The sequence below is a fragment of the Shewanella baltica genome (assembly GCF_900456975.1).
Classification (GTDB): Bacteria; Pseudomonadota; Gammaproteobacteria; order Enterobacterales; family Shewanellaceae; genus Shewanella; species Shewanella baltica.
In genome coordinates this window covers 3286006-3306192 of record NZ_UGYM01000002.1, presented here as the reverse complement: position 1 = coordinate 3306192, position 20187 = coordinate 3286006, and the positions used below count along the sequence as shown (strand labels likewise).

The 20187-nt window shown below is 47.2% G+C and carries 13 protein-coding genes; 6 read left to right on the top strand and 7 right to left on the bottom strand.

All coding sequences use genetic code 11. The annotated features are described in order from the left end of the window. Nucleotides 1-110: 110 nt before the first annotated feature. Nucleotides 111-968: a substrate-binding periplasmic protein gene (locus DYH48_RS14830; protein WP_071939184.1), complete on the top strand. Its 858-nt coding sequence runs from the start codon at nucleotides 111-113 to the stop codon at nucleotides 966-968. Nucleotides 969-1376: 408 nt separating this feature from the next. Continuing rightward, entirely contained in the window at nucleotides 1377-4661 is a 3285-nt protein-coding gene (locus tag DYH48_RS14825) for a S41 family peptidase (protein WP_115335227.1), read from the top strand. A gap of 106 nt (nucleotides 4662-4767) precedes the next feature. Here DYH48_RS14825 and DYH48_RS14820 read toward each other — a convergent pair whose 3' ends face one another. The 5 genes from DYH48_RS14820 to DYH48_RS14800 all read right to left on the bottom strand — a co-directional run bounded on the left by DYH48_RS14820 (nucleotide 4768) and on the right by DYH48_RS14800 (nucleotide 8410). After that, on the bottom strand, nucleotides 4768-5208 hold the full coding sequence (locus DYH48_RS14820) for a flagellar biosynthesis anti-sigma factor FlgM (protein ID WP_012588248.1): 441 nt from the start codon (nucleotides 5206-5208) through the stop codon (nucleotides 4768-4770). 227 nt (nucleotides 5209-5435) lie between these two features. Beyond that, entirely contained in the window at nucleotides 5436-5873 is a 438-nt protein-coding gene (locus DYH48_RS14815) for an OsmC family protein (RefSeq protein ID WP_012588247.1), read from the bottom strand. A 107-nt stretch (nucleotides 5874-5980) separates the two neighbouring features. Beyond that, the gene (locus tag DYH48_RS14810) at nucleotides 5981-6331 is read right to left on the bottom strand and encodes a DUF3325 domain-containing protein (RefSeq protein WP_006080813.1); all 351 of its coding nucleotides are present in this window, start codon (nucleotides 6329-6331) and stop codon (nucleotides 5981-5983) included. Then, nucleotides 6328-8025, bottom strand: a complete 1698-nt coding sequence (locus tag DYH48_RS14805; protein WP_115335226.1) for a PepSY-associated TM helix domain-containing protein — start codon at nucleotides 8023-8025, stop codon at nucleotides 6328-6330. The genes DYH48_RS14810 and DYH48_RS14805 overlap by 4 nt, the downstream gene beginning before the upstream one ends. A gap of 1 nt (nucleotide 8026) precedes the next feature. Further along, nucleotides 8027-8410: a DUF3649 domain-containing protein gene (locus DYH48_RS14800; RefSeq protein ID WP_172481197.1), complete on the bottom strand. Its 384-nt coding sequence runs from the start codon at nucleotides 8408-8410 to the stop codon at nucleotides 8027-8029. A 479-nt stretch (nucleotides 8411-8889) separates the two neighbouring features. Here DYH48_RS14800 and DYH48_RS14795 point away from each other — a divergent pair, with 479 nt between their 5' ends. The 4 genes from DYH48_RS14795 (at nucleotide 8890) to hpf (ending at nucleotide 18810) form a co-directional block, all read left to right on the top strand. Beyond that, nucleotides 8890-11856, top strand: coding sequence for a TonB-dependent receptor (locus DYH48_RS14795; RefSeq protein ID WP_115335225.1), 2967 nt, complete (start codon nucleotides 8890-8892; stop codon nucleotides 11854-11856). Nucleotides 11857-11961: 105 nt separating this feature from the next. Further along, entirely contained in the window at nucleotides 11962-16284 is a 4323-nt protein-coding gene (locus DYH48_RS14790; protein WP_115335224.1) for an alpha-1,6-glucosidase domain-containing protein, read from the top strand. A 352-nt stretch (nucleotides 16285-16636) separates the two neighbouring features. After that, on the top strand, nucleotides 16637-18205 hold the full coding sequence (locus DYH48_RS14785) for a methyl-accepting chemotaxis protein (RefSeq protein ID WP_006085097.1): 1569 nt from the start codon (nucleotides 16637-16639) through the stop codon (nucleotides 18203-18205). A gap of 248 nt (nucleotides 18206-18453) precedes the next feature. Then, nucleotides 18454-18810 carry a ribosome hibernation-promoting factor, HPF/YfiA family gene (gene hpf / locus DYH48_RS14780; RefSeq protein WP_006085098.1) on the top strand — a complete coding sequence of 119 codons (357 nt, stop codon included), beginning with the start codon at nucleotides 18454-18456 and terminating at the stop codon, nucleotides 18808-18810. Nucleotides 18811-18901: 91 nt separating this feature from the next. On the opposite strand, the gene DYH48_RS14775 is transcribed toward hpf, so the two are convergent. Further along, nucleotides 18902-19426 (bottom strand): DUF6622 family protein, encoded by a 525-nt coding sequence (locus DYH48_RS14775; protein WP_115335223.1) that lies wholly within the window; start codon nucleotides 19424-19426, stop codon nucleotides 18902-18904. A gap of 107 nt (nucleotides 19427-19533) precedes the next feature. Next, entirely contained in the window at nucleotides 19534-20184 is a 651-nt protein-coding gene (locus DYH48_RS14770; protein ID WP_115335222.1) for a response regulator transcription factor, read from the bottom strand. Nucleotides 20185-20187 lie beyond the last annotated feature (3 nt).

The following is a 20187-nucleotide window of genomic DNA, read 5'->3' as shown; positions in this document are numbered from 1 at the left end:
CAACTACGCTTATTTAGGTATTAAAACACCGCGGAAGCCTGACGTTGAACCGTTTTGCTTCATCTTCATCAGGAGAGGATCGCCAACTTAAGGGGCAAGTAATTTAGCCTATGTCATTGTTTAAATACGTTCCTGTCTTATTGCTGCTTTTTTTAGCCTTGCCCGCCAAAAGTGCGTTGCAGGTTAATAGTCCTTTACCCTGTCATAAAACCATTAAAGTCGGTTATAACGACTGGCCTCCCTATGCTTGGCAAGATCCCCAAGGAGAAGCTCAAGGTTTAGATGTGGATCTGATGCGGGCATTTGCCGTGTATCTCGGCTGCGAAATCAATTTTATCAATGTGCCCGCGAAGCGATCGCATCAGATGCTGAAAGCTGGACAGTTAGATGTGTTGATGGGAGCGACAATGACGGATGAACGTCAGGCTTATGCGCATTTTTCCAGTTATTATCGAGACGAAGAGCTGCGCTTATTCGTGCTCGATGAGCAAAAAGATCAGATTAATGTCGATAAGTGGGAGGACATTTTTACCAAAAAGTTACGCCTGCTTGTGCCTTCAAGCGGTTGGTATGGCGCCGATTATCAAGAGTCTCAATATCGATTAGAGCAGGAGCATTTATTGGTGTTAAGCCCTGACTCAGATAAGTCGGTACAAATGCTCACCTATGGTCGCGGGGATATGATCGTCGGCGATACTATGGCCATGCCCTATATTGCCAGTCAGCATCAACACATCAAGCTAGTGCCACTCAAGTTAGTGTTAGATCAAAACCATATCCATTTAATGCTCAGTAAAGCGAGTATGACGCCAAACCAGTTAGAGCAGTTTAATCAGGCGATTAAGACCTTGATGGATAACGGTGAAATTGCACGCGTGATCAATAAATGGCAACAAATGTCACTGGCGAAACAATCCAACATGAGCCGCCTAAACAGTCCACTAAAGACGCTGTACGTCAGCCCGTAATCAGTCCTTAACGTTAGCCCTTAACATTAGTTCTTAATATTAGTCTTAAACACTAGCCCTCACGTTAGCCCTCACGTTAGCTAATTCTGTCTTACTCCTGATGATTTTTATCGTGATGCAACAGGGTAACGCTATGATCTTTGGTGTTTTCCGCTAAAGAAGATTGTTTTTTACTCAGTTGTTTTCCCGCGATTTAAGATGTGACACATTTGCTAAAACTTCTCTGGCTCGAAGTTACTGAACTCTCTATTAAATTCTGCTAGCTTGGTGGGCTAAATTGTCATGCTTTGGGCTTGATTGCGTTTTTTCGCAAAAGTCTATGGCAAGAATTTCTTCGCTAAATCTGCTAGCAAAATCTCGTAGTCAAAGAGTCCATTGCTAAAAATAACAATAGGATAGAGGTCATACATGAAACTTCGCCATTCTGTCGCCTGCTGCATGCTTGCCCTAGGCACGTTTACTGCGGCCCAAGCCATCGCTGCCGATGCGGTGAGCAATCAAGGATATTACCGCGCGCCAGCCCTGCACGATCAAACCTTAGTCTTTACCGCTGAAGGGGATTTATGGACTCAGACCTTAGGTCAAAAGGCGGCGACCCGCTTAACGAGTTTACCCGCAGAGGAGCTAGGTGCGACCATTTCAGCCGATGGCAAGTGGGTTGCTTATGTGGCCAATTATGAAGGCGCGAGCGAAGTGTATGTGATCCCGGTTGCCGGCGGTGTGGCCAAGCGGGTGAGTTTTGAGAATAGCCGTGTGCGGGTTCAAGGTTGGACCCCAAAAGGCGAGATTTTATATTCCACAGACAGTGGTTTTGGCCCCGCGAATAATTGGATGCTACGCAGCGTCGATCCTAAAACCCTCACGACCACAGATTTACCCTTAGCCGATGCGGTCGAAGGTGTGATTGATGATCGCAACGAATACGTGTACTTCACCCGCTTTGGCCTGCAAGTCACTGGCGATAACGCCAAAGTGTACCGTGGCGGCGCAAAGGGCGAATTATGGCGCTTTAAACTTGGTAGCAAAACCGAAGCCCAGTTGCTCAGCGGCCAGCACGACGGCTCAGTGCGTCAACCTATGCTATGGCAAGACAGACTCTATTTTATCAGCGACAGCGATGGTAACGACAACCTCTGGTCGATGGCGCTCGATGGTTCAGACGCAAAACAGTTGACCCAATTTAAAGATTGGCAAGTCCGCGGCGCGCAGATGGATCAAGGCAAAGTGGTCTTCCAGCAGGGCGCAGATATCCATGTATTTGATATCGCCGCCGCGAAAGACGCATTACTCAATATTGAACTCACGTCCGATTTTGCCCAGCGCCGTGAGCACTGGGTGAAAGATCCTATGGATTATGCCTCCTCCACCGATTTAGCCCTTGCTGGCGATAAAGTGGTGATCACCGCCCGCAGCCATGTAGCAATTGCGGGTGTTGATGGCTCACGCTTAATCCAAGTTGCGCTGCCAGGGACTTATCGCGTGAGAGAAGCGATATTGAGCCAAGATGGCAAGTCGGTTTATGCGATTAGCGACATGACGGGTCAGCAAGAAATTTGGCAATTCCCCGCCGATGGCAGCAGTGGTGCTAAGCAGCTGACAAAAGACGGTCATACCTTAAGAATGAGCCTGAATCTGTCCAATGACGGTCGATTTATCGCCCACGACGATAACGATGGCAACGTTTGGCTGCTCGACTTAAAGAAAAATACCAATCAAAAAATCATCACTAACGGTGAAGGACTTGGGCCTTACGCTGATATTCGCTGGTCCGGAGACAGCCGTTTCATTGCATTAACTAAGTCGGAAATCGGTAAACAAAGACCACAAATTGTCCTTTACTCTGTGGATGAAAATAAGGCCGAGACGCTCACCAGCGATAAGTACGAGTCCTATTCGCCAACCTTTAGCAGTGACGGCCAGTGGTTATATTTCCTGTCAAATCGCCAATTCAGCGCCACGCCAAGTTCACCTTGGGGCGATAGAAACATGGGCCCAGTGTTTGATAAACGCAGCCAAATTTTTGCCATCGCCTTAGTTAACAATGCCAAATTCCCCTTTAGTAAACCCAATGAACTCAGCGTTAACCAAGCTGACAAAACGGATGCCAAGGATAAACCGAATCCGGTGAAAATTGATTGGTCTGGTATTTCGCAGCGCCTATGGCAAGTGCCTATCGATTCAGGCAATTACAGTGAACTGCGCGCCGTCGATGGTAGGCTTTATGTGCTCGACCAAGCGATGGGTGATGACGCCGAACCGAGTCTGATGACCATCAAGTTTGATCCATTAAGTCCGAAAGCCGAGGTTTTTGCCGAGGATATTGGTCATTATGCGGTTTCTGCCGATGGCAAAAAGCTGATGCTGCGTAAGTTCAGCAATGACAAGGCGCTGATGATTGTTGACGGTGGCGATAAGCTAGGCGATACGGATAATGCCAAAGTGCAAACGGATCAATGGCAATTAGCGATTTATCCCCAGCTTGAATGGCAACAAATGTTTGAAGATGCTTGGTTGATGCACAGAGAATCTTTCTTCGATAAGAAGATGCGCGGCCTCGATTGGCAAGCGACCAAAGCTAAGTATCAACCTTTGCTTGACCGCCTGACTGACCGTAACGAACTGAACGATATCTTCATGCAAATGATGGGCGAATTGGATTCTTTGCACTCACAGGTTCGCGGCGGTGATTTACCCAAAGATCCCGATGCGGCTAAAGCAGCTAGCCTTGGTGCGCGTCTACAGCAAACCGCCGATGGCGTTAAAATTGCGCATATTTACAGTAACGATCCTGAGTTGCCAGCTAACGCTTCACCGTTAAATCGTATCGAAGTCGATGCCAAAGAAGGCGATGTGCTGCTGGCCATCAATGGCACGCCAGTGGCGAACGTGGCTGATGTCACACGGCTGTTGCGCAATCAACAGGACAAGCAAGTATTACTGCAACTTAAGCGTGGCAGCCAAACCCATAAAACCATCGTTATGCCCGTCAGCGCTATGGTGGACGGCCAATTACGTTATTTAGATTGGGTGAGCCATAACGCGACTGTGGTCGAGGATGCGAGTAAGGGCAAGATTGGTTATTTGCACTTATATGCCATGGGCGGCGGCGATATTGAAAGTTTCGCCCGTGAGTTTTATACCAATTACGATAAAGACGGTTTGATTATCGACGTTCGCCGTAATCGCGGCGGCAATATCGACAGTTGGATTATCGAGAAGTTATTGCGCCGCGCTTGGGCTTTCTGGCAACCGACCCACGGCACGCCAAACACCAATATGCAGCAAACCTTCCGTGGCCATTTAGTCGTGTTAACCGATGAACTAACCTATTCCGACGGTGAAACCTTCTCAGCGGGAATTAAAGCGCTGGGTATTGCGCCGCTAATTGGTAAACAAACGGCAGGCGCGGGCGTGTGGTTATCTGGGCGAAATTCGCTGACCGATAAAGGTATGGCGCGAGTGGCCGAGTATCCACAGTATGCAATGGATGGTCGCTGGGTGCTGGAAGGACATGGCGTAACGCCGGATATTGAAGTCGATAACTTACCTTTCGCCACCTTTAACGGTAAAGATGCACAGCTTGAGACTGCGATAAGCTATTTGAAAGATGAGTTGGTTAAGCAGCCCGTTCCAGCCTTAAAAGCGCAACCTCTGCCTGCAAAAGGAATGGCACAGGATATAAAAGCTAAGTAATTGATATTTAAATTCAGTATTTAACTAAAATTTAAGGTATCTCAGTTAGCATAGTCGCGTACAAAGTTAGGGTGTTGTCTCTTAGTTCCCGAGACAACACCCATTTTTATGCCCATTCATTAATATTCTTACTCGTTTCTGCGTAGATCTGCATAGTGTTCACTTGCTGTTGTTGGGCAAGGTGATTAACTGTTATCGCTCTCGCGTCTTCGTTATGGCTTAGGTAATAGGCCGTTGGCGCCGAAATCCCTTGGCTTGTTCCTGTCGCTATATTGGTCATGTCGGCGATTACTTGGTATTTCATCTTCGCGTGTTTCAATTCGACTAAGGTTTCTATGTTATCCCTCAGTGCTGGCATTTCTGCTGGTTTTTCAGCTGGTTTTTGCGCATTCGCCGCCAATTGTTTTGCATCGCGAGAAAGCGTTACTGTATCCGTTGATGTTGGTGCGCTGGTTTGAACGGCATTGTTAACCTGTGCAAATTCAGCGGTGGAGACATTTTTTTGTGGGCTGACAGACGGGGAATGTCGCAGTGGTTGAATGTGCATCGTTTAACTCCAGCAGTTGGCACTAAGTTAGCCATCCTACTGTTTAAAAGCTGGACATGAGCTGAACCATAGAAAAGGTTTCGGGGATGCGGATGGTAAGACTCTGTGTGGGGGCGGCGACGGTGATTCGGTGATGACAATGAGTCAGACTGGTAATAATCTGCGGTGCGGCAATAAAAAAGCCCGCTTAGGAAACCATTAGCGGGCCGTAGATATCAGCACAAATCTTAAAACTTGATGTGAATATCTGTCGCTAAACTATTGGCGATAAAGCAATTTACATGTGCTTTTTCGTGAATTTTCTCAAGGGTTTCTTGGCTGACTTCAATCCCTTCTGCAAACATGACCTTAGGATTCAGCACCATCTTAGTGACGGCCAACTTGCCCGTTTCGTTTTTACCCAGCTCTGCAGTGGCATTGTCCACATAGGACGTCACAGGTAAGCGCTTAAGATGTGCAATCGCGAGAAAGGTCAACATATGACATGAGGATAACGCCGCTAGGAGGCTTTCCTCAGGGTTTACATTCTGCCCATTGCCTTTGTATTCCGGTGCCGACGAGGCTTGAATCGTCTGGCCGCTGCCAAATGTAATACTGTGGTCTCGACAAAATTCGCCTTCTTCGGCGGGCGAGGTTTGCCAGTTAACCGTTAAGTTAAAGCCCATTATTTTCTCCTATCTGAAGGACATCAGGGCACTATAGCCTAGCGGTGCGCACTTAGCCATGACCTGTGGCTCAGTGCGGCAGGAAGTTATAGATTAGTGCGGAGAAGTTATAGCCCAGCACTCAGTAATAGACTGCTTGTGAGTACGCTACCAGCGACGATACCAATCGGTAAATGGCGTGGACTGTAGCTTAACGTCAGTATGACCAGCATGGCCGCGAGGGAAATGATCCCCATAAACAAAATGCTACCGTAGGCCCAGCCTTGATCGCTCGCGCAGGCACTTAAGCTAAATGCCAGTAATAACCAAGCAAACAAGGTGAGTAAATGGCTTTGCCATTGTGCTGGTGGACGGTTAAACACATCCTTAAAATGGCCAAACTTAGCTAAGGCGAACAGAGCAAGTGAGAGATAACTCAAGCCTAAGATCCCAAGTACGGGGATAAATTCTGGCATCATGATTTGGCTTCCTCCAATGAAGACGGCGAGGTAAGTTCGTTGGCTAGGGATGTTTGTGGCTCGCTGCGGCGTGCTTTATTCGCCTTGGTATTCGGCGCATTGAATGCGGGTCTTGCTGGGCGCTTGGCTGGGGCTTTAGCAATCAAAGTTAATCTTTTGCTGGCAAATAGCATAGCGCCGCCAAGTAGAATGGCGAGCATATCAAACCCGACTAAAGGCCATTGATGGGATTGAATATTGTCGATGAGATTGCTCGGCGATGTGAAGGCATTGAGCACGGGCAGTGCACAGCACAAACTGCCTGTGAGTATAAATGCTGCTTGCCACTGGCGACGTGAACGGCCAAAGAAAGCCCACACTCCCATTGCCGCTAACGCGATAAAGAAGCTGTGAACTTCCCATTCGGAGCGGCCTGCAAAACTTGTCGATAGCAGACGATTTGCGTAAAAGAAGCTCACAGCGCCTAAGGGTAATCCTAAGATAAACATGAAGTTTAACCCTTCGACGAGACGTAATCCCAAGCTTGGTTTCTCTCCTTTATCTATAGCTTTCTGTTGTTTTTGACGTAGACGAATGGCCCACATCAAAGTGCCTGTTGCGACCATAGCGCAACCCAATAAGCCGCAGAAAAAGAATAATATTCGTAATAGTGGGGCGGCAAAACGCGCCGTGTGTAGCGACATCATAGTGTCGTAGGTGACTGACGCCCCCGAGGCTTCATGCGGGCTGGCATACTTAAGCTCACCATTGACCCCGTTAAATATCAAGATGTTGGCCTCATCGGTCACATCTTTGCCTGTATTTTGGTAAAAGGTCACTTGGCTATTTTGATCGTTAGGGTATGACACTATCACTTGCTTAATTGGTGCATCGCCCCAAGCTGCTTGCACCTGCGGCAGTAATTGACTCAGTTGCACCTGTGGCGCGCTAATCCCCGTGGCTTTCTCGGTTTGTCTGGCGGGGTTCAGCTCTTTTAAAAAGGCTTGGTTGTCACCCGAATAGGCGGTATCCACCGTCCACGGAATATAGATCAACATCAGGGTGATAAGCCCAGTATAAGTGATCATCAGATGGTAGGGCAGGGCGATGACAGAGCTCACATTGTGCGCATCTAACCAAGAGCGGGCGCCCTTGTCGCGTCTAAAGCTGAACATATCCTTGAAGATCCGCTTGTGGATCACTATGCCGCTGATAAGGGCAATTAGCATAAACATAGTGCAAACACCGACGATATATCGGGCCGTAATCGCGGACATATAATGCAAGTCAAAGTGCAGACGATAGAAGAAATCGCCGCCGCGACTTGCGCGCACTTCTGAGATCATGCCGCTGCCATCGGCTAGGGCGACATGTTCTTCAGTCTTGCCGCGACGTTGACCTTTTTCTGGCGGTAGTTGCCAACTCACACTTTGAAAGGGTTTACGTTCGGTCGGAAAACCTATCATCCAGCGCTGCGCCGATTCGGGCGAATGCGCTGCGATATAATCTTGGCCTTTATCCAGCTGGTTTGCGAGCGTATCGGCTTGATAGTTTTGATAAACCCCTTGGTGTAATTCGGGTTCGTTCCAAAGGCTGATCTCATGGCGGAAATAGCTCAAGCTACCCGCAAAAAAGATCAACAATAACACCCAGCATACGAGCAAACCTGCCCAAGTATGTAGCCAAGATAAGGTTCTAAAAAATGTCTCTTTCATCTTACTGTCCACACACCTGAAGCAAACCAAAACATAACAAACTCACTAGGCCTAGATCTCGCCATGCATGCCAGGTTTTACGTACACAAAAGGCGTAAATAATGGCGATGGCATAAAACAGAAAAGCCAACATATTGGCCGTTATTGTGCTTTCGAAGCGGGGCATAGGTAGCACGACTGTCAGCAGGCAAGCCAAGGTGGCCGCCGCAATATAACCCGCCAGCAGTGCGGCGCTCGCGCGGGCAAAGACTTTGAAGGCAAACTGCGATTGCTCTTGCTTAAACCATCGCGCAATTTGCACAATCCCCCGTGAAATCAGTGAGAAAGAGCGCATTTGCACTGCAGATGATTGCGTTGACGTTTCAAACGCGGGTGTATTAGACATAAGTGCCACTTCTCATTTCGAGCTAATATGGGTCCGTTATGGCTATCCGTTACGGTTAATTCTGCAACATGTGCTTAAGCTTTCTGGTTTAACGGCAGAAGACTCGGCTTAACGGCGAATACATTTCTATTAACAGGGGATAGCTAACCGCGAGAAGTATAACTTAGTTAATTCAAATGATAAACAATATCATTTAGATTCGAATGTAAATATGTGATCTTGGGCTAACGGAGGTGCAGATTGTTACTAGGTTGTGTTTTTGTATTTTTTTAGCTTTGAATATAAATCTTTTAAATCAAAGGCTAAAAATTTATGGTTAATATATTGTGAACGATAAGTTATGAATACGTATGCATCCCATTGAGGCGAAAAACGCTACACCGTTAGTATGACACTTTGATTGCCCTATGTTTCTTGGATTGATGTGGTGAATAGAACATCGGGTTAAAACAAGTCGTTATGACATAGGGGAATGCCAAATGCGTCATTGTAAACTCAGCGTCTTGACCATGGCTCTCGCGACAGCAGGCTTTAGTGTGGTGTATACACCGCAGTTAGCCTTTGCAGCAGAGACTACGCCAACTCAACAGGAGGCCAAACAAGCTCAAGACGACAATATAAAAAACGATACCAACACGAATACCAAGAGTGTCGAAACCAACAAAAAAGCCAGCGATGAAGCGGCAAATATCGAACGTATTGAGGTTAAAGGTTACAGCAAAAGTCTGATTGATTCCCTCGATGCTAAGCGTTACGGCGACACAGTATCAGAGCAATTATCGGCAGATGATCTTGGCGCCTTACCCGATGTATCAATGGCGGATGCGCTGACCCGCTTACCCGGTATTTCAGCGGTACGTACCGGTGGACAAGCGGCGGAAATTAACATTCGCGGTATGTCTGGCGGTTTTGTTTTTTCAACCTTAAATGGCCGTGAACAGGTATCGACGAGTGGTACTCGCAGTATCGAGTTCGATCAATACCCGTCTGAACTGATTTCATCCGCCGCTGTGTACAAATCCCCTAAAGCCTCACTCATTGAAGGGGGCGTTGCAGGCACAGTTGAACTGCAAACAGTCAGCCCACTGCAATCCGATAAAGACCATAGTTTTCTGGTCAATGCCCGTGGTATGTACAACGACAGAGCCAGTGAAGTGTATGGTGCTGACGAGTATGGCCACAGATTGAGTATGTCTTATCAGGGGAAGTTCTTCGACGATACATTAGGCGTGGCGTTAGGTTATGCTCGTCTAAAACAACCCAGTGTTGCGACCCAATTTATCGGTTTGGCTTATAACGACAGCAAAGAAGTTGATGGACTGGCTAATGATACCAACGGTCCTATTGATGCCCCTGCGAATGAGTACATCAGCGAGGGTTTTGAGCTACAGCACCTTGGTGGCGTTGAAATTCGTAACGGTTATATGGGCGCGATTGAGTGGGCACCTAGGGATAATTTTAAGCTCAAGGCCGATGCATTTTTATCGCGTTTCGATAGCGAATCGTTTGCCCGAGGATTCAGGGTTAAGTTTGGTGGCTCAGGCGCTGCGATTGCCAATCCTGTACTCGATGGTAATTCTGTTATTGGCGGAACTTTTAATCGCACCTCAAAGAGCTACACCCGAGTTGAGACTGTAAACGACGATAACCAAGATTTTGATGAAGTGAATAGCTTTGGTTTAAATGCTGACTGGCAAGTGACAGACAGACTGAATGTCGCCGCCGATATTTCCTATTCCTCAGCCAAAAGTAACTTTAGGAATGGCCTGTTATGGGCGAACGTTGCTGTCGATGCTAATGCTGACACCCCAGTTTTCGATGATAATGTCTCGATTAGTTATCAACTTAACGGGCTTAATCTGCCCGATGTGGGCTTTAATCAAGCCGATGCTTTCACCGATCTGGATCGGGTGATGGTGAGTAAGTACGGCATCTATCCCTATGAGAATGAAGATGCGGTAAAGGCTTATCGCCTTGATTTTAAATATGACCTTGAGAATGATTACATCAGCTCAGTAGAGTTTGGTGTACGTTACTCTGATCGCAATTACTCCAATCGCCGCTCGGTATTTGAATATGGCAATGATGGCGCTTTCTCTAGCGCTGAGCCACCACTCAAGCTGACGTCTGATATGGCCTCGGTCGTCGATTGGCAGGGTGAGTTCAGTTATTTCCCCTCTTATCTCGCCATTGATCTCGACGCAGCGCTGGCGGCTTGGTTTCCTGAGGGTATCCCACAGCCAGTACAAACCTGGGGTAATGCCGATGGTGTACTCGATGCTAAGGGCTATACCACTAACTATTCTTGGACCGTATTGCAAAGTGGGGAGGTGTTCGAAAAGGTGTTTGCGGCTTATGCCATGGTTAATTTTGATACCGAGATTGGTGGTATTCCAGTCACAGGAAATCTCGGTTTACGCCGTGTTGAAACAGACCAATCTGCAACTGTCTTAGAGAATGTTGGTGCACATCCAGAGCTTGGCGCTCAGTACATTGTCGATGATTTAGGCATAGTAAATAACTACTATGCACCTAAAATCAAAGGGATAGATTATGTTGATTATCTACCGTCCCTTAACCTTAGTTTTAAGATCACTGAAGATTCTCAAATCCGTTTAGCAGCCGCTAAAGTGATGTCGCGTCCGCCAATTAACCGCTTGGCGGGAGATGCGAGCGCAACGGCTAATAGCGATGGGGTCATCAATGGTTCCAGTACTAATAACCCTTATTTAAAACCTTTCTATGCGGATCAATATGATATTTCCTACGAGAAATACTTTGATGAAGGCGCCTTTGTCGCAGCGCTATTCTACAAAAATATTGATTCTTTTATTGATACTGTGGCTATCACCAATTTCGATTTTAAGGGGAATGGCTTCAACGTGCCGGATTACATCGTCGATCCTGTTACTGGGGTGCAAACCTCAACAAGTAATGGCACTTACACTACTGCAATGAATAATGCTGAGGGTGGATACATTCGCGGTTTAGAGTTGGCTTATACCCAAGTGTTTGCTTCCTTGCCCGATTTATTTTCCGGTTTAGGTTTTAATGCCAGTTATTCTTATACCGAGAGTGAGGTGCAGTCCATTACCAGCCTAGGCGGTGATAGTGCGACTCAATCTTTACCTGGGTTATCGAATAATGTGTTCAGTGCCACCTTGTTTTATGGCTATGAGGGCTTTGAAACCCGTATCAGCGCTCGTTACCGTGATGCTTTTGTCTCTGAACAGGTGGCTATTAACGATCAAGTGGTGAACTTCGATTCCGAAACCGTGATGGACTATCAAGCCTCCTACCAAGTAACGGACGGTTTAAACGTACTGTTCCAAGTCAATAACCTCACAGATGAACCGACTAAGAGTTACTTTGGCACCGAGCAGAAAACCGGCACCTTACAGTACTTTGGCCGCGAATTTTTCTTGGGGTTCACCTATGCCATGTAATCCATTGCATCAGTTAGTGTGCTTAAACGCACAGAGCCTAAATCCATTACATGTTGCGCCATTTAGCTTCACGGCGTCTTATTCGCAAATTGGGAGAAACCACTCATGTTGAGTATCTCTAATCTTATTAAACTGTCGGCCTTAGCTCTGAGTATGAGCTTACTCTCGGCCTGTGGCGGCAGTGATTCATCTGAACCGGGTAAAGTGCTATTAACTTGCGATGTGCCTATGGTGCCCGATGCCACGGGCACAAACTGCGTTGCACCAACGCCTATCAGTTGTAAGGCGCCTAAATTCCCTGATCCTAAAAACGAGAGTTGTATAAACGGTTTAGATCCCTCGTTACCCGCGCCAAGCGTATTCCCGCAAGCCAATCAAGCAGTGCTTTACTACAATCGCATTAAAGATAAAAACAATACTGCGAGTAACGCTGAATATCCTAAGTACAAATTACATACTTGGAACGATGAAAAGTGTGATGCCTATGCCGCTCCTTTTGATACCAGCGACTGGAGCAACGGCCATCCCTTCGATGGTATTGACCCTAATTATGGCGCCTATTGGATCCTTAATCTGAAGGAAGGTTATGGTGCCTGCGGCAACTTTATTGTGCATGCCGGTACGGATGATGCGGGTAAAGCCTTAGGTAAAAACAACTTAACCATGTCCCTGGTACAGGACGATGCGACGTATGTTCGCGTGAATTTCACCATTCACGGTGAGTCGGATGTGTATGAGTATCCGATTCTAGAGACAGGTTTCTCTATTTCAGGTATGAGTGCCCACTGGTTAGATCGCAATACCTTTGTGTGGAATCAAGATCCACAGGGGGTGACAAGTGTGAAATTGCATTATTCAGCTAAGGCTGATATCGCCGCCGATGATAATAATGTGATCAGTGGCACTCAAGTGACCTTAACGCCCGCGACCTTAAGCGATGCACAAAAAGCGTTATCGCCAGTGCTGGCAGATTGGCCTGCTTATACTGCTAATTTTACTGCGGATGAAGCCAAAGCCATTGCAAAAGATCAATTAGTATTAGTCGCTTACGATGCCGATGACAAACCTGTTGGCGCAACCTATGTGCAAGCGGCCAAGGTGCTTGATGATCTTTACACACAGGGTGACCAAGATGCTGATGAGGCTACGCTCGGTGTGGTTTACGATGGGGCGAACATTATTGCTTCTGTGTGGGCACCGACTGCCCAAGACGTAAAACTGAAAGTCTATGATGCCAATAAAACACTTAAAAGCACAGAGAATATGACCTTAGATAGCCTCACTGGTATCTGGTCCTATCGCGGTGATGCTAGCCTTAATCGCCTCTATTATCGTTATGCGCTCAGTGTGTACCATCCAACGACTAAAAAACTTGAGTCGTTAGAAAGCACTGACCCTTATTCTTTGAATGTGTCGAGTAACGGCCGTTTTAGCCAGTTTATTAATTTGGACGATGCAGACCTTAAACCTGACGGCTGGGATAACCAAACCGTTGCTGCGATTGCTCACCCTGAAGATGCGGTGATCTATGAGGGGCATATTCGAGACTTTAGTATTCGAGATCAGAGCACCAGTGCCGCCCACCGTGGTAAATATTTGGCCTTTACCGAGCAAGGCTCTGCGCCAGTCGAACATCTTAAAAAGCTGGTTGATAATGGCTTAACTCACTTCCATGTGTTGCCCGCCACCGATATGGCAACAGTCAATGAAAATGCCAGTGAACGCATCGAAATGACCGACACATTGGCCAAGTTATGCAGCAAAATCAATGATGCGGCCGATGCCTGTAAAACCCAAAACAAGTCAGCAACTATAGAGAGTATTCTGGCAAATAGCTTACCCGGCTCAAGTGATGCGCAGGCATTAGTGGATGCTATGCGTGGTTTAGATGGCTTTAACTGGGGTTACGATCCGCAGCATTTTTTTGCACCTGAAGGCAGTTATGCCACAGTGGCTGAGGGTACGGCGCGAGTGCTTGAACTGCGCGAAATGAACCAAGCCTTGCATAATATTGGTCTCAGAGTCGTATTAGATGTTGTGTATAACCACACGAGCGCTTCTGGCGTGAATGCTAACGCTGTGCTTGATAAGGTCGTTCCTGGTTATTACCACAGATATGACCCTGTATCTGGCGCGATGGAACAGTCAACCTGTTGTGAAAATACCGCCACTGAACATCGAATGATGGGCAAACTCGTCACTGATTCTTTAGTTTTGCTTGCCAAAGAATATGGCTATGACGGCTTCCGTTTTGATGTGATGGGGCACATGCCTAAGCAAGGTATTCTCGATGCGAGAACCGCTGTTCAGGCCGTCGATCCAGACACTTACTTCTACGGTGAAGGATGGAACTTTGGTGAAGTTGCCGATAATCGTTTATTCGAACAGGCAACCCAAGCCAATATGGCAGGCTCCGAAGTGGGCACCTTTAATGACAGAATACGCGAGGCGGTGCGTGGTGGCGCATTGTTTGCGACTGAGTCAAAGGATGACTACCTGCGGGATCAAGATACCTTACGCTTATCATTGGCGGGTAACTTACAAAACTATGTACTAAAAGACTTTAATGGCAATTCGGCTAAGGGCAGTAGCTTTAGCTGGAACTCACAACCGAGTGCTTACGCTCTCGATCCTGCCGACAGTATTAACTATGTTTCTAAGCACGATAACGAAACCCTGTGGGATATCCTGCAATATAAACATGCCATTGGTTTGAGTATTGAAAATCGTGTGCGAGTCCAAAACATGGCCGCCAGTATTCCACTCTTGAGCCAAGGGGTGCCGTTCCTGCAAATGGGCGGTGATTTACTGCGCTCAAAATCGATGGACAGAAACAGCTATGACTCGGGTGACTGGTTTAACTATGTCGACTTTACCTACAACACCAATAACTGGAATGTAGGTTTACCACTCGCGCAGGATAACAGCAGCAAATGGACGCAGATTTCGGGTATTTCTGCTAACCCAAATGCGGCGGCTTCCATGTCGGATATCGAATTGGCTTCGGGGGTATTTAACGAGTTTTTACGTATACGCCATCAGAGTCCATTATTCCGCTTGACCGATGAGCAGACCATTATTGATCGTGTGGGATTCCATAACGTCGGTAAGCGTCAGCAACAGGGTGTCATCGTCATGAGTCTGGACGACGGCGTTGGTCTTAGCGATCTCGACCCGGCAGTCGATGCCATCGTCGTGATGATCAACGGCAGCGCAACGGAGCAGTCTCACACAGTGCCGACTGCTGCAGGCTTTAACTTACACGAAGTACAAGCAAACTCTGTTGATGCCAAAATCCGCGGTGCAAGTTTTAGTGAGGGTGCGAATGAAGGCACATTTACGGTTCCTGCCTACAGCACGGCTGTATTTGTAAAAAAACAAAGCGGTGCGCAGGGCTTGGGTCTCTCGGCAAACGCTACCGTTGGTGCGCCCGATGTTGTGCCCTATGGCAGTACCGATGTATTTGTCCGTGGCGGCATGAATGGCTGGGGTGAAGTCGATAAATTCGCCTACGTCGGCGCTGGCGAATACCGTATTGCCATCAAACTGAATGCCGGTGACTATGATTTCAAAATTGCCTCGGCAGACTGGAATACCGTTGATTTTGGTGCCATAAGTGCTGATGTCGCGCAAGTTGATGAAGGCGTGGCCGAAGCGCTAGCAGCGAAGGGCGGGAATCTGCATTTTTCCGCGGGGATAACGGCAACCTATGTGTTCTCCCTTGATGCATCGGATAAGGACCATCCCGTATTAAGCGTTTATAACGAAGAGCCATTTGTAGGAACGCCAGTGTATCTGCGTGGTGATATGAATGGTTGGGGGACTGATAACGAAGTCAAGTATATGGGCGGTGGGATATATCGCGTTGATCTCGCCATCACGGCTGGTACTAAGGGCTTTAAACTCGCGTCCAGTGATTGGTCTACCGTAGATTATGGTACCGGTGAGGCCGATGGTGTCGTCGTGCTCAATCAAGAGAAATTGCTGGCGGTCAAAGGCGGCAATATGAGCATCACCTTCGACAGCGATGATACCTACAGCTTTGTGTTTGATGCGTCAAATCGTAATGAACCTAAACTCAGCGTGTATAAAACGGCGATGTTTGGTGCGAACACGGTTTACATTCGTGGCGGCATGAATGGTTGGGGCACAGTGGACACGTTAGCCTATCAAGGCGCTTCGGTTTACAGTGTCGATATCGCGTTAATCGCAGGTGATAACGAGTTCAAAATTGCTTCATCAGATTGGTCTAGTGTCGATTTTGGTGCTGTGGTGGGGGATGAGGCTGTGACGCTTGATGGGTTAAAAGTCTTGGCTTCAAAGGGGGCAAATATGCATTTTAATGCGCCAGTGGATGCAACTTATCGCTTTACTGTGACAGGTCCCGATCCTAAATCGCCAACCTTAACTGTGACTCAAGTTAATTAGGCTAACGCAGCGAGCCGCGGTTAACTCACCATGGATTCGCTGTGAATTTAAAACCACTTTAAGTGCGAACTTAAGGTGGTTTTTTTATTCCCCTGAGCGAGAGAGGTACAGATATTTAACCGATACGGAGGCAAGGCTTAAAACTGTGAGCGAAACAAGATATGGATTTTCTGACTTGCTGGCTTTGTCACAATTGTTTGTTTTTATTTGCTTAGGTGTATCTAGTGGTTACTGCTTGTTTAGCGTTAGGTTAATTTTTATGCTGCCAATGTGAGCTTTATCAATTTTGATGTACTGAGGTTTTGGCAGAATGCTCGTTATCTTTTTTACCGAGACCTAGCCTGATAACCCTATGCATAAAAATTCTAAGAATGGTGAAACACACCTGTCAGATAATGCGATTCTACTATCCACGACGGATTTGAAGGGAAACATTAAATATGTGAATCAGACTTTTTCGCAGATCAGCGAGTTTAGCGCTGCTGAGTTACAAGGGAATCCCCATAACATAGTGCGTCATCAAGATATGCCAGCGGCTGCGTTTAAGATCCTTTGGGAGCGAATTAAGCTGGGTAAACCTTGGATGGGTATCGTTAAAAATCGCACTAAAAATGGCGGTTATTACTGGGTAAATGCCTATGTTGCCCCTGTGTATGAAGACGGTAAAATTCACGAATATCAATCTGTTCGCCGCCAAGCCACTCCAGAGCAGATCAAAGCCGCCGAGAGTATTTACAGCGATATTAATCAGGGTAAGCAACCTAAGGTATTGCGCAAAGACAGGTTAGGTTTCAGTGGCAAGATACTGCTGGCCATGCTGATGTCGATTATGACTACGGCAATGATTGCCAGTTATTCTCCCATTGTTGCCGCGATTGCGGGGATGACGGTAGCGTGCCTAGCATGGTATTACCTGATGCAGCCGCTGCAAAAGCTCGTGTCTATGGCAACAAACATTATTGACGATCCTGTGGCGACGGGCGTGTATACCGGCCGCCAAGATGAGATTGGAAAATTGGATCTTGCCTTGCGCTTTTTGATCACCGAAATCGGTGGCGTTGTTGGCCGTATGGCGGATTCGGCCAGTGAAATCCAATCTCAGAGTGTCAGCCTTAAACAAACCATTACCAACACTTGGGAACATGCCGATAGTCAGAGCGAGCAAACGACGCAGGCTGCAACTGCGATGGAGCAGATGAGCGCCAGTTTTGCCGAAGTGACGGGCAACATTCATCGCACGGCCTCTGAAATGGTGTCGAACCATGAGGCGGCGCAACGCGGTCATTCACGCTTAGAAACAGTGATAGAGGCGATACATCAGCTGAGTGTGCAAGTGAGCCACTTTTCCGATGTAGTTCAAACGATTGAAGAAGATAGCCGTGCTATTCATCAAGTGCTTGAAGTGATACGTGCCATCGCTGACCAAACCAACTTGTTAGCTTTAAATGCGGCAATCGAAGCGGCGCGGGCAGGGGATAGTGGTCGCGGTTTTGCAGTGGTGGCCGATGAGGTCAGACAATTATCGAGTCGTACTAGCCAATCCACCTCGCAAATCGAGTTAATCGTTAGCCGCTTTAGGGAAAGTACCCAAAGGGCGACTTCGACTATGGTGGCGGGACAAGAGCAGGTTAAACGTTCAGTAGGCTTAGCGCAGGAAGCCAGTGTCGCTTTTGGCGAGTTGCTTTCATCTATAACAAGAATTAACTCCTTAAGTGATGATAATGCCGCGGCGATGACCCAGCAGACTTCTGTGGCCGCTGAAATTAGCCGTGCCATCCATGTGATCAGCGATTTGGCTCAACAGAGTTTAGAGCAGACGCTCGATGCGGCGGCGCGGGGCGATCAAGTGTCGCGGTTATCGACCAAGACGCATCATCTGTCCCAGCAGTTTTGGCAGCAGAGCGTGCAACGTAAATATTAAGCGTATTTACCTTATGTCGTATTGGATTTTGTGATTGATTTATTATTAATGCCTGTTTATAAATCAATCACTTAATCGCATTTTTCTGGCGGTTTTATTTTCAACTTCTTGATGGCGGTCACATTTAGGAGATGCTAATACCTGAGTTGATCGAAATATTTGCCAATTCCCCTTGTGTTTTATCCTGCATGCCCCAAGCTCTATTAGTGAAGCGAAAATAAAAGTAATGACATTAAAAGGGACAACCTATGAAAATAAATATTTCTGGTCACCACGTCGATGTTACTGATTCTATTAGAGAACATGTTAACGAAAAGTTTGCAAAAATCGCCACCCATTTCCCCTCTCTGATCGCGCTGGACATCATTATTGCGAAAGAGCATGGCGAGTATCAGGTTGAACTTCGTACCAATTATGAAGGCAGCCGCATTTCCGCTTCGGGTACCGATGAGGTTATGTACCCAGCTATCAAGGCCGCATCGAAAAAATTAGATGCTGCACTTAAGCACCGTAAAGGTCAACTAAAAGCAGATTTACATGAAACTCCGAGCTGCACAACGCCAGCCATTGCCCATGAAATTATCCAAGAGATGGAGCTTCGTTAGGTTTTAGCCATTACTCATCGCCTTAGATGAGTACAAAAAGGGCCTTAACTGGCCCTTTTTGTTGGCTGCAATTTGAGTAAGTGTTAGCGCACTAGTGCGCCGAATAGCCGTTAATTTGAGCATGATGCGCGCCAGTGAGTATGCGAACTGCTCTTAGGATAAAGATGCCACTGAGCAGGCCATAGGTAGCGCTAGTGATGGCGATGAAAAGGTGGTTTTCTAAGATATTTGCCTGTGTCGCGAGTGTGTAAGCCACGGCATATTTAATGATAAAAATCCCTAAAATCAGCAGCAGCGGCAGCCAACTGCCTTTGATATGGTACAGACCCGCTTGGTAACTGACAGGCGTTTTAGGCAGCAGAGACCAAGCTAAACCCACCGTCAGTAGTAAACTGACTCCCCATAGCATAAGCGCTAATGGGCTGTGTAGACTCGAATTGAGTGATATCACAGACCATATCGTCATCACTGCTGGCATCAGTAATACGCGGCCTAAGCTGAGTTGACGATTCTTTGTCTGGCTCAGCCCCAAATAAATCAGTCCAGCGAGTAAAGCAAAGACCCACATTGGCGTGTGGCTAACTATCGTGCTTATGGCATTGATAAGATTTTGCATCAGTGTTCCTTTCCTATAAGTTCATGCTGTTAGAGCAAGGCTGATTTCATTTTTGAGCATGGCTTTGCTGCGCTCATGGCAATTGGCTTTTGCTGAATACTATTGGGTTAGATCAATGCCAGTTGTAAGCCCTTGAGTACAGCTTGGGTGCGGTCTCGGCAATCGAGTTTAGTGAGTATGTTAGAGACATGATTTTTCACTGTGCCCTCGGCTAAAAATACCGCATTGGCGATTTCCTTGTTGGAGAATCCGCCCGCCATAAAACTGAGGATTTCCCGCTCCCGTTCCGACAATAATTCATTTCTAGTTACCCCAACGCTAGGTGCAGGTTTAGGCTCACTCATCTGTTTGAGTACCGAAGGCTCTATCAAGTAGCCGCCTTTGGCGACGGTTTCGATGGCGTGCAGTAACTTGTCGAGTGACACGTCCTTGAGTAAAAAGCCGTTTGCTCCCGCCTGTAAACTATTGAGGAATAACTCACTGTCGTCGAAGGTGGTTAACATGATGACAGGTAAGCGATTGGCACTCTGACGTATCTGTTTGAGCATGGCGATGCCATCAAGATTTGGCATGCGAATATCACTGAGCAGCACATCGACAGGATTATTGGCGAGTTGGCTGAGTGCATCTTGGCCGTCTTCGGCCTGCCATAACACGCGAATGTTGTCGGAAATGGCGAGCAGGCTAGCGATACCTTGGCGAACCAATTGTTGATCTTCTACTAAGCCGACACAGATGATGTTGTTTTGCGTATCCATAGC

What these genes read in the sequence shown, in the direction of transcription:
- DYH48_RS14815 (WP_012588247.1), bottom strand. Translation starts at nt 5,873, where the DNA reads ATGGGCTTTAACTTAACGGTTAACTGGCAAACCTCGCCCGCCGAAGAA.
- DYH48_RS14810 (WP_006080813.1), bottom strand. Translation starts at nt 6,331, where the DNA reads ATGATGCCAGAATTTATCCCCGTACTTGGGATCTTAGGCTTGAGTTAT.
- hpf (WP_006085098.1), top strand. Translation starts at nt 18,454, where the DNA reads ATGAAAATAAATATTTCTGGTCACCACGTCGATGTTACTGATTCTATT.
- DYH48_RS14790 (WP_115335224.1), top strand. Translation starts at nt 11,962, where the DNA reads ATGTTGAGTATCTCTAATCTTATTAAACTGTCGGCCTTAGCTCTGAGT.
- DYH48_RS14825 (WP_115335227.1), top strand. Translation starts at nt 1,377, where the DNA reads ATGAAACTTCGCCATTCTGTCGCCTGCTGCATGCTTGCCCTAGGCACG.
- DYH48_RS14795 (WP_115335225.1), top strand. Translation starts at nt 8,890, where the DNA reads ATGCGTCATTGTAAACTCAGCGTCTTGACCATGGCTCTCGCGACAGCA.
- DYH48_RS14785 (WP_006085097.1), top strand. Translation starts at nt 16,637, where the DNA reads ATGCATAAAAATTCTAAGAATGGTGAAACACACCTGTCAGATAATGCG.
- DYH48_RS14800 (WP_172481197.1), bottom strand. Translation starts at nt 8,410, where the DNA reads ATGTCTAATACACCCGCGTTTGAAACGTCAACGCAATCATCTGCAGTG.
- DYH48_RS14770 (WP_115335222.1), bottom strand. Translation starts at nt 20,184, where the DNA reads ATGGATACGCAAAACAACATCATCTGTGTCGGCTTAGTAGAAGATCAA.
- DYH48_RS14805 (WP_115335226.1), bottom strand. Translation starts at nt 8,025, where the DNA reads ATGAAAGAGACATTTTTTAGAACCTTATCTTGGCTACATACTTGGGCA.
- DYH48_RS14775 (WP_115335223.1), bottom strand. Translation starts at nt 19,426, where the DNA reads ATGCAAAATCTTATCAATGCCATAAGCACGATAGTTAGCCACACGCCA.
- DYH48_RS14830 (WP_071939184.1), top strand. Translation starts at nt 111, where the DNA reads ATGTCATTGTTTAAATACGTTCCTGTCTTATTGCTGCTTTTTTTAGCC.
- DYH48_RS14820 (WP_012588248.1), bottom strand. Translation starts at nt 5,208, where the DNA reads ATGCACATTCAACCACTGCGACATTCCCCGTCTGTCAGCCCACAAAAA.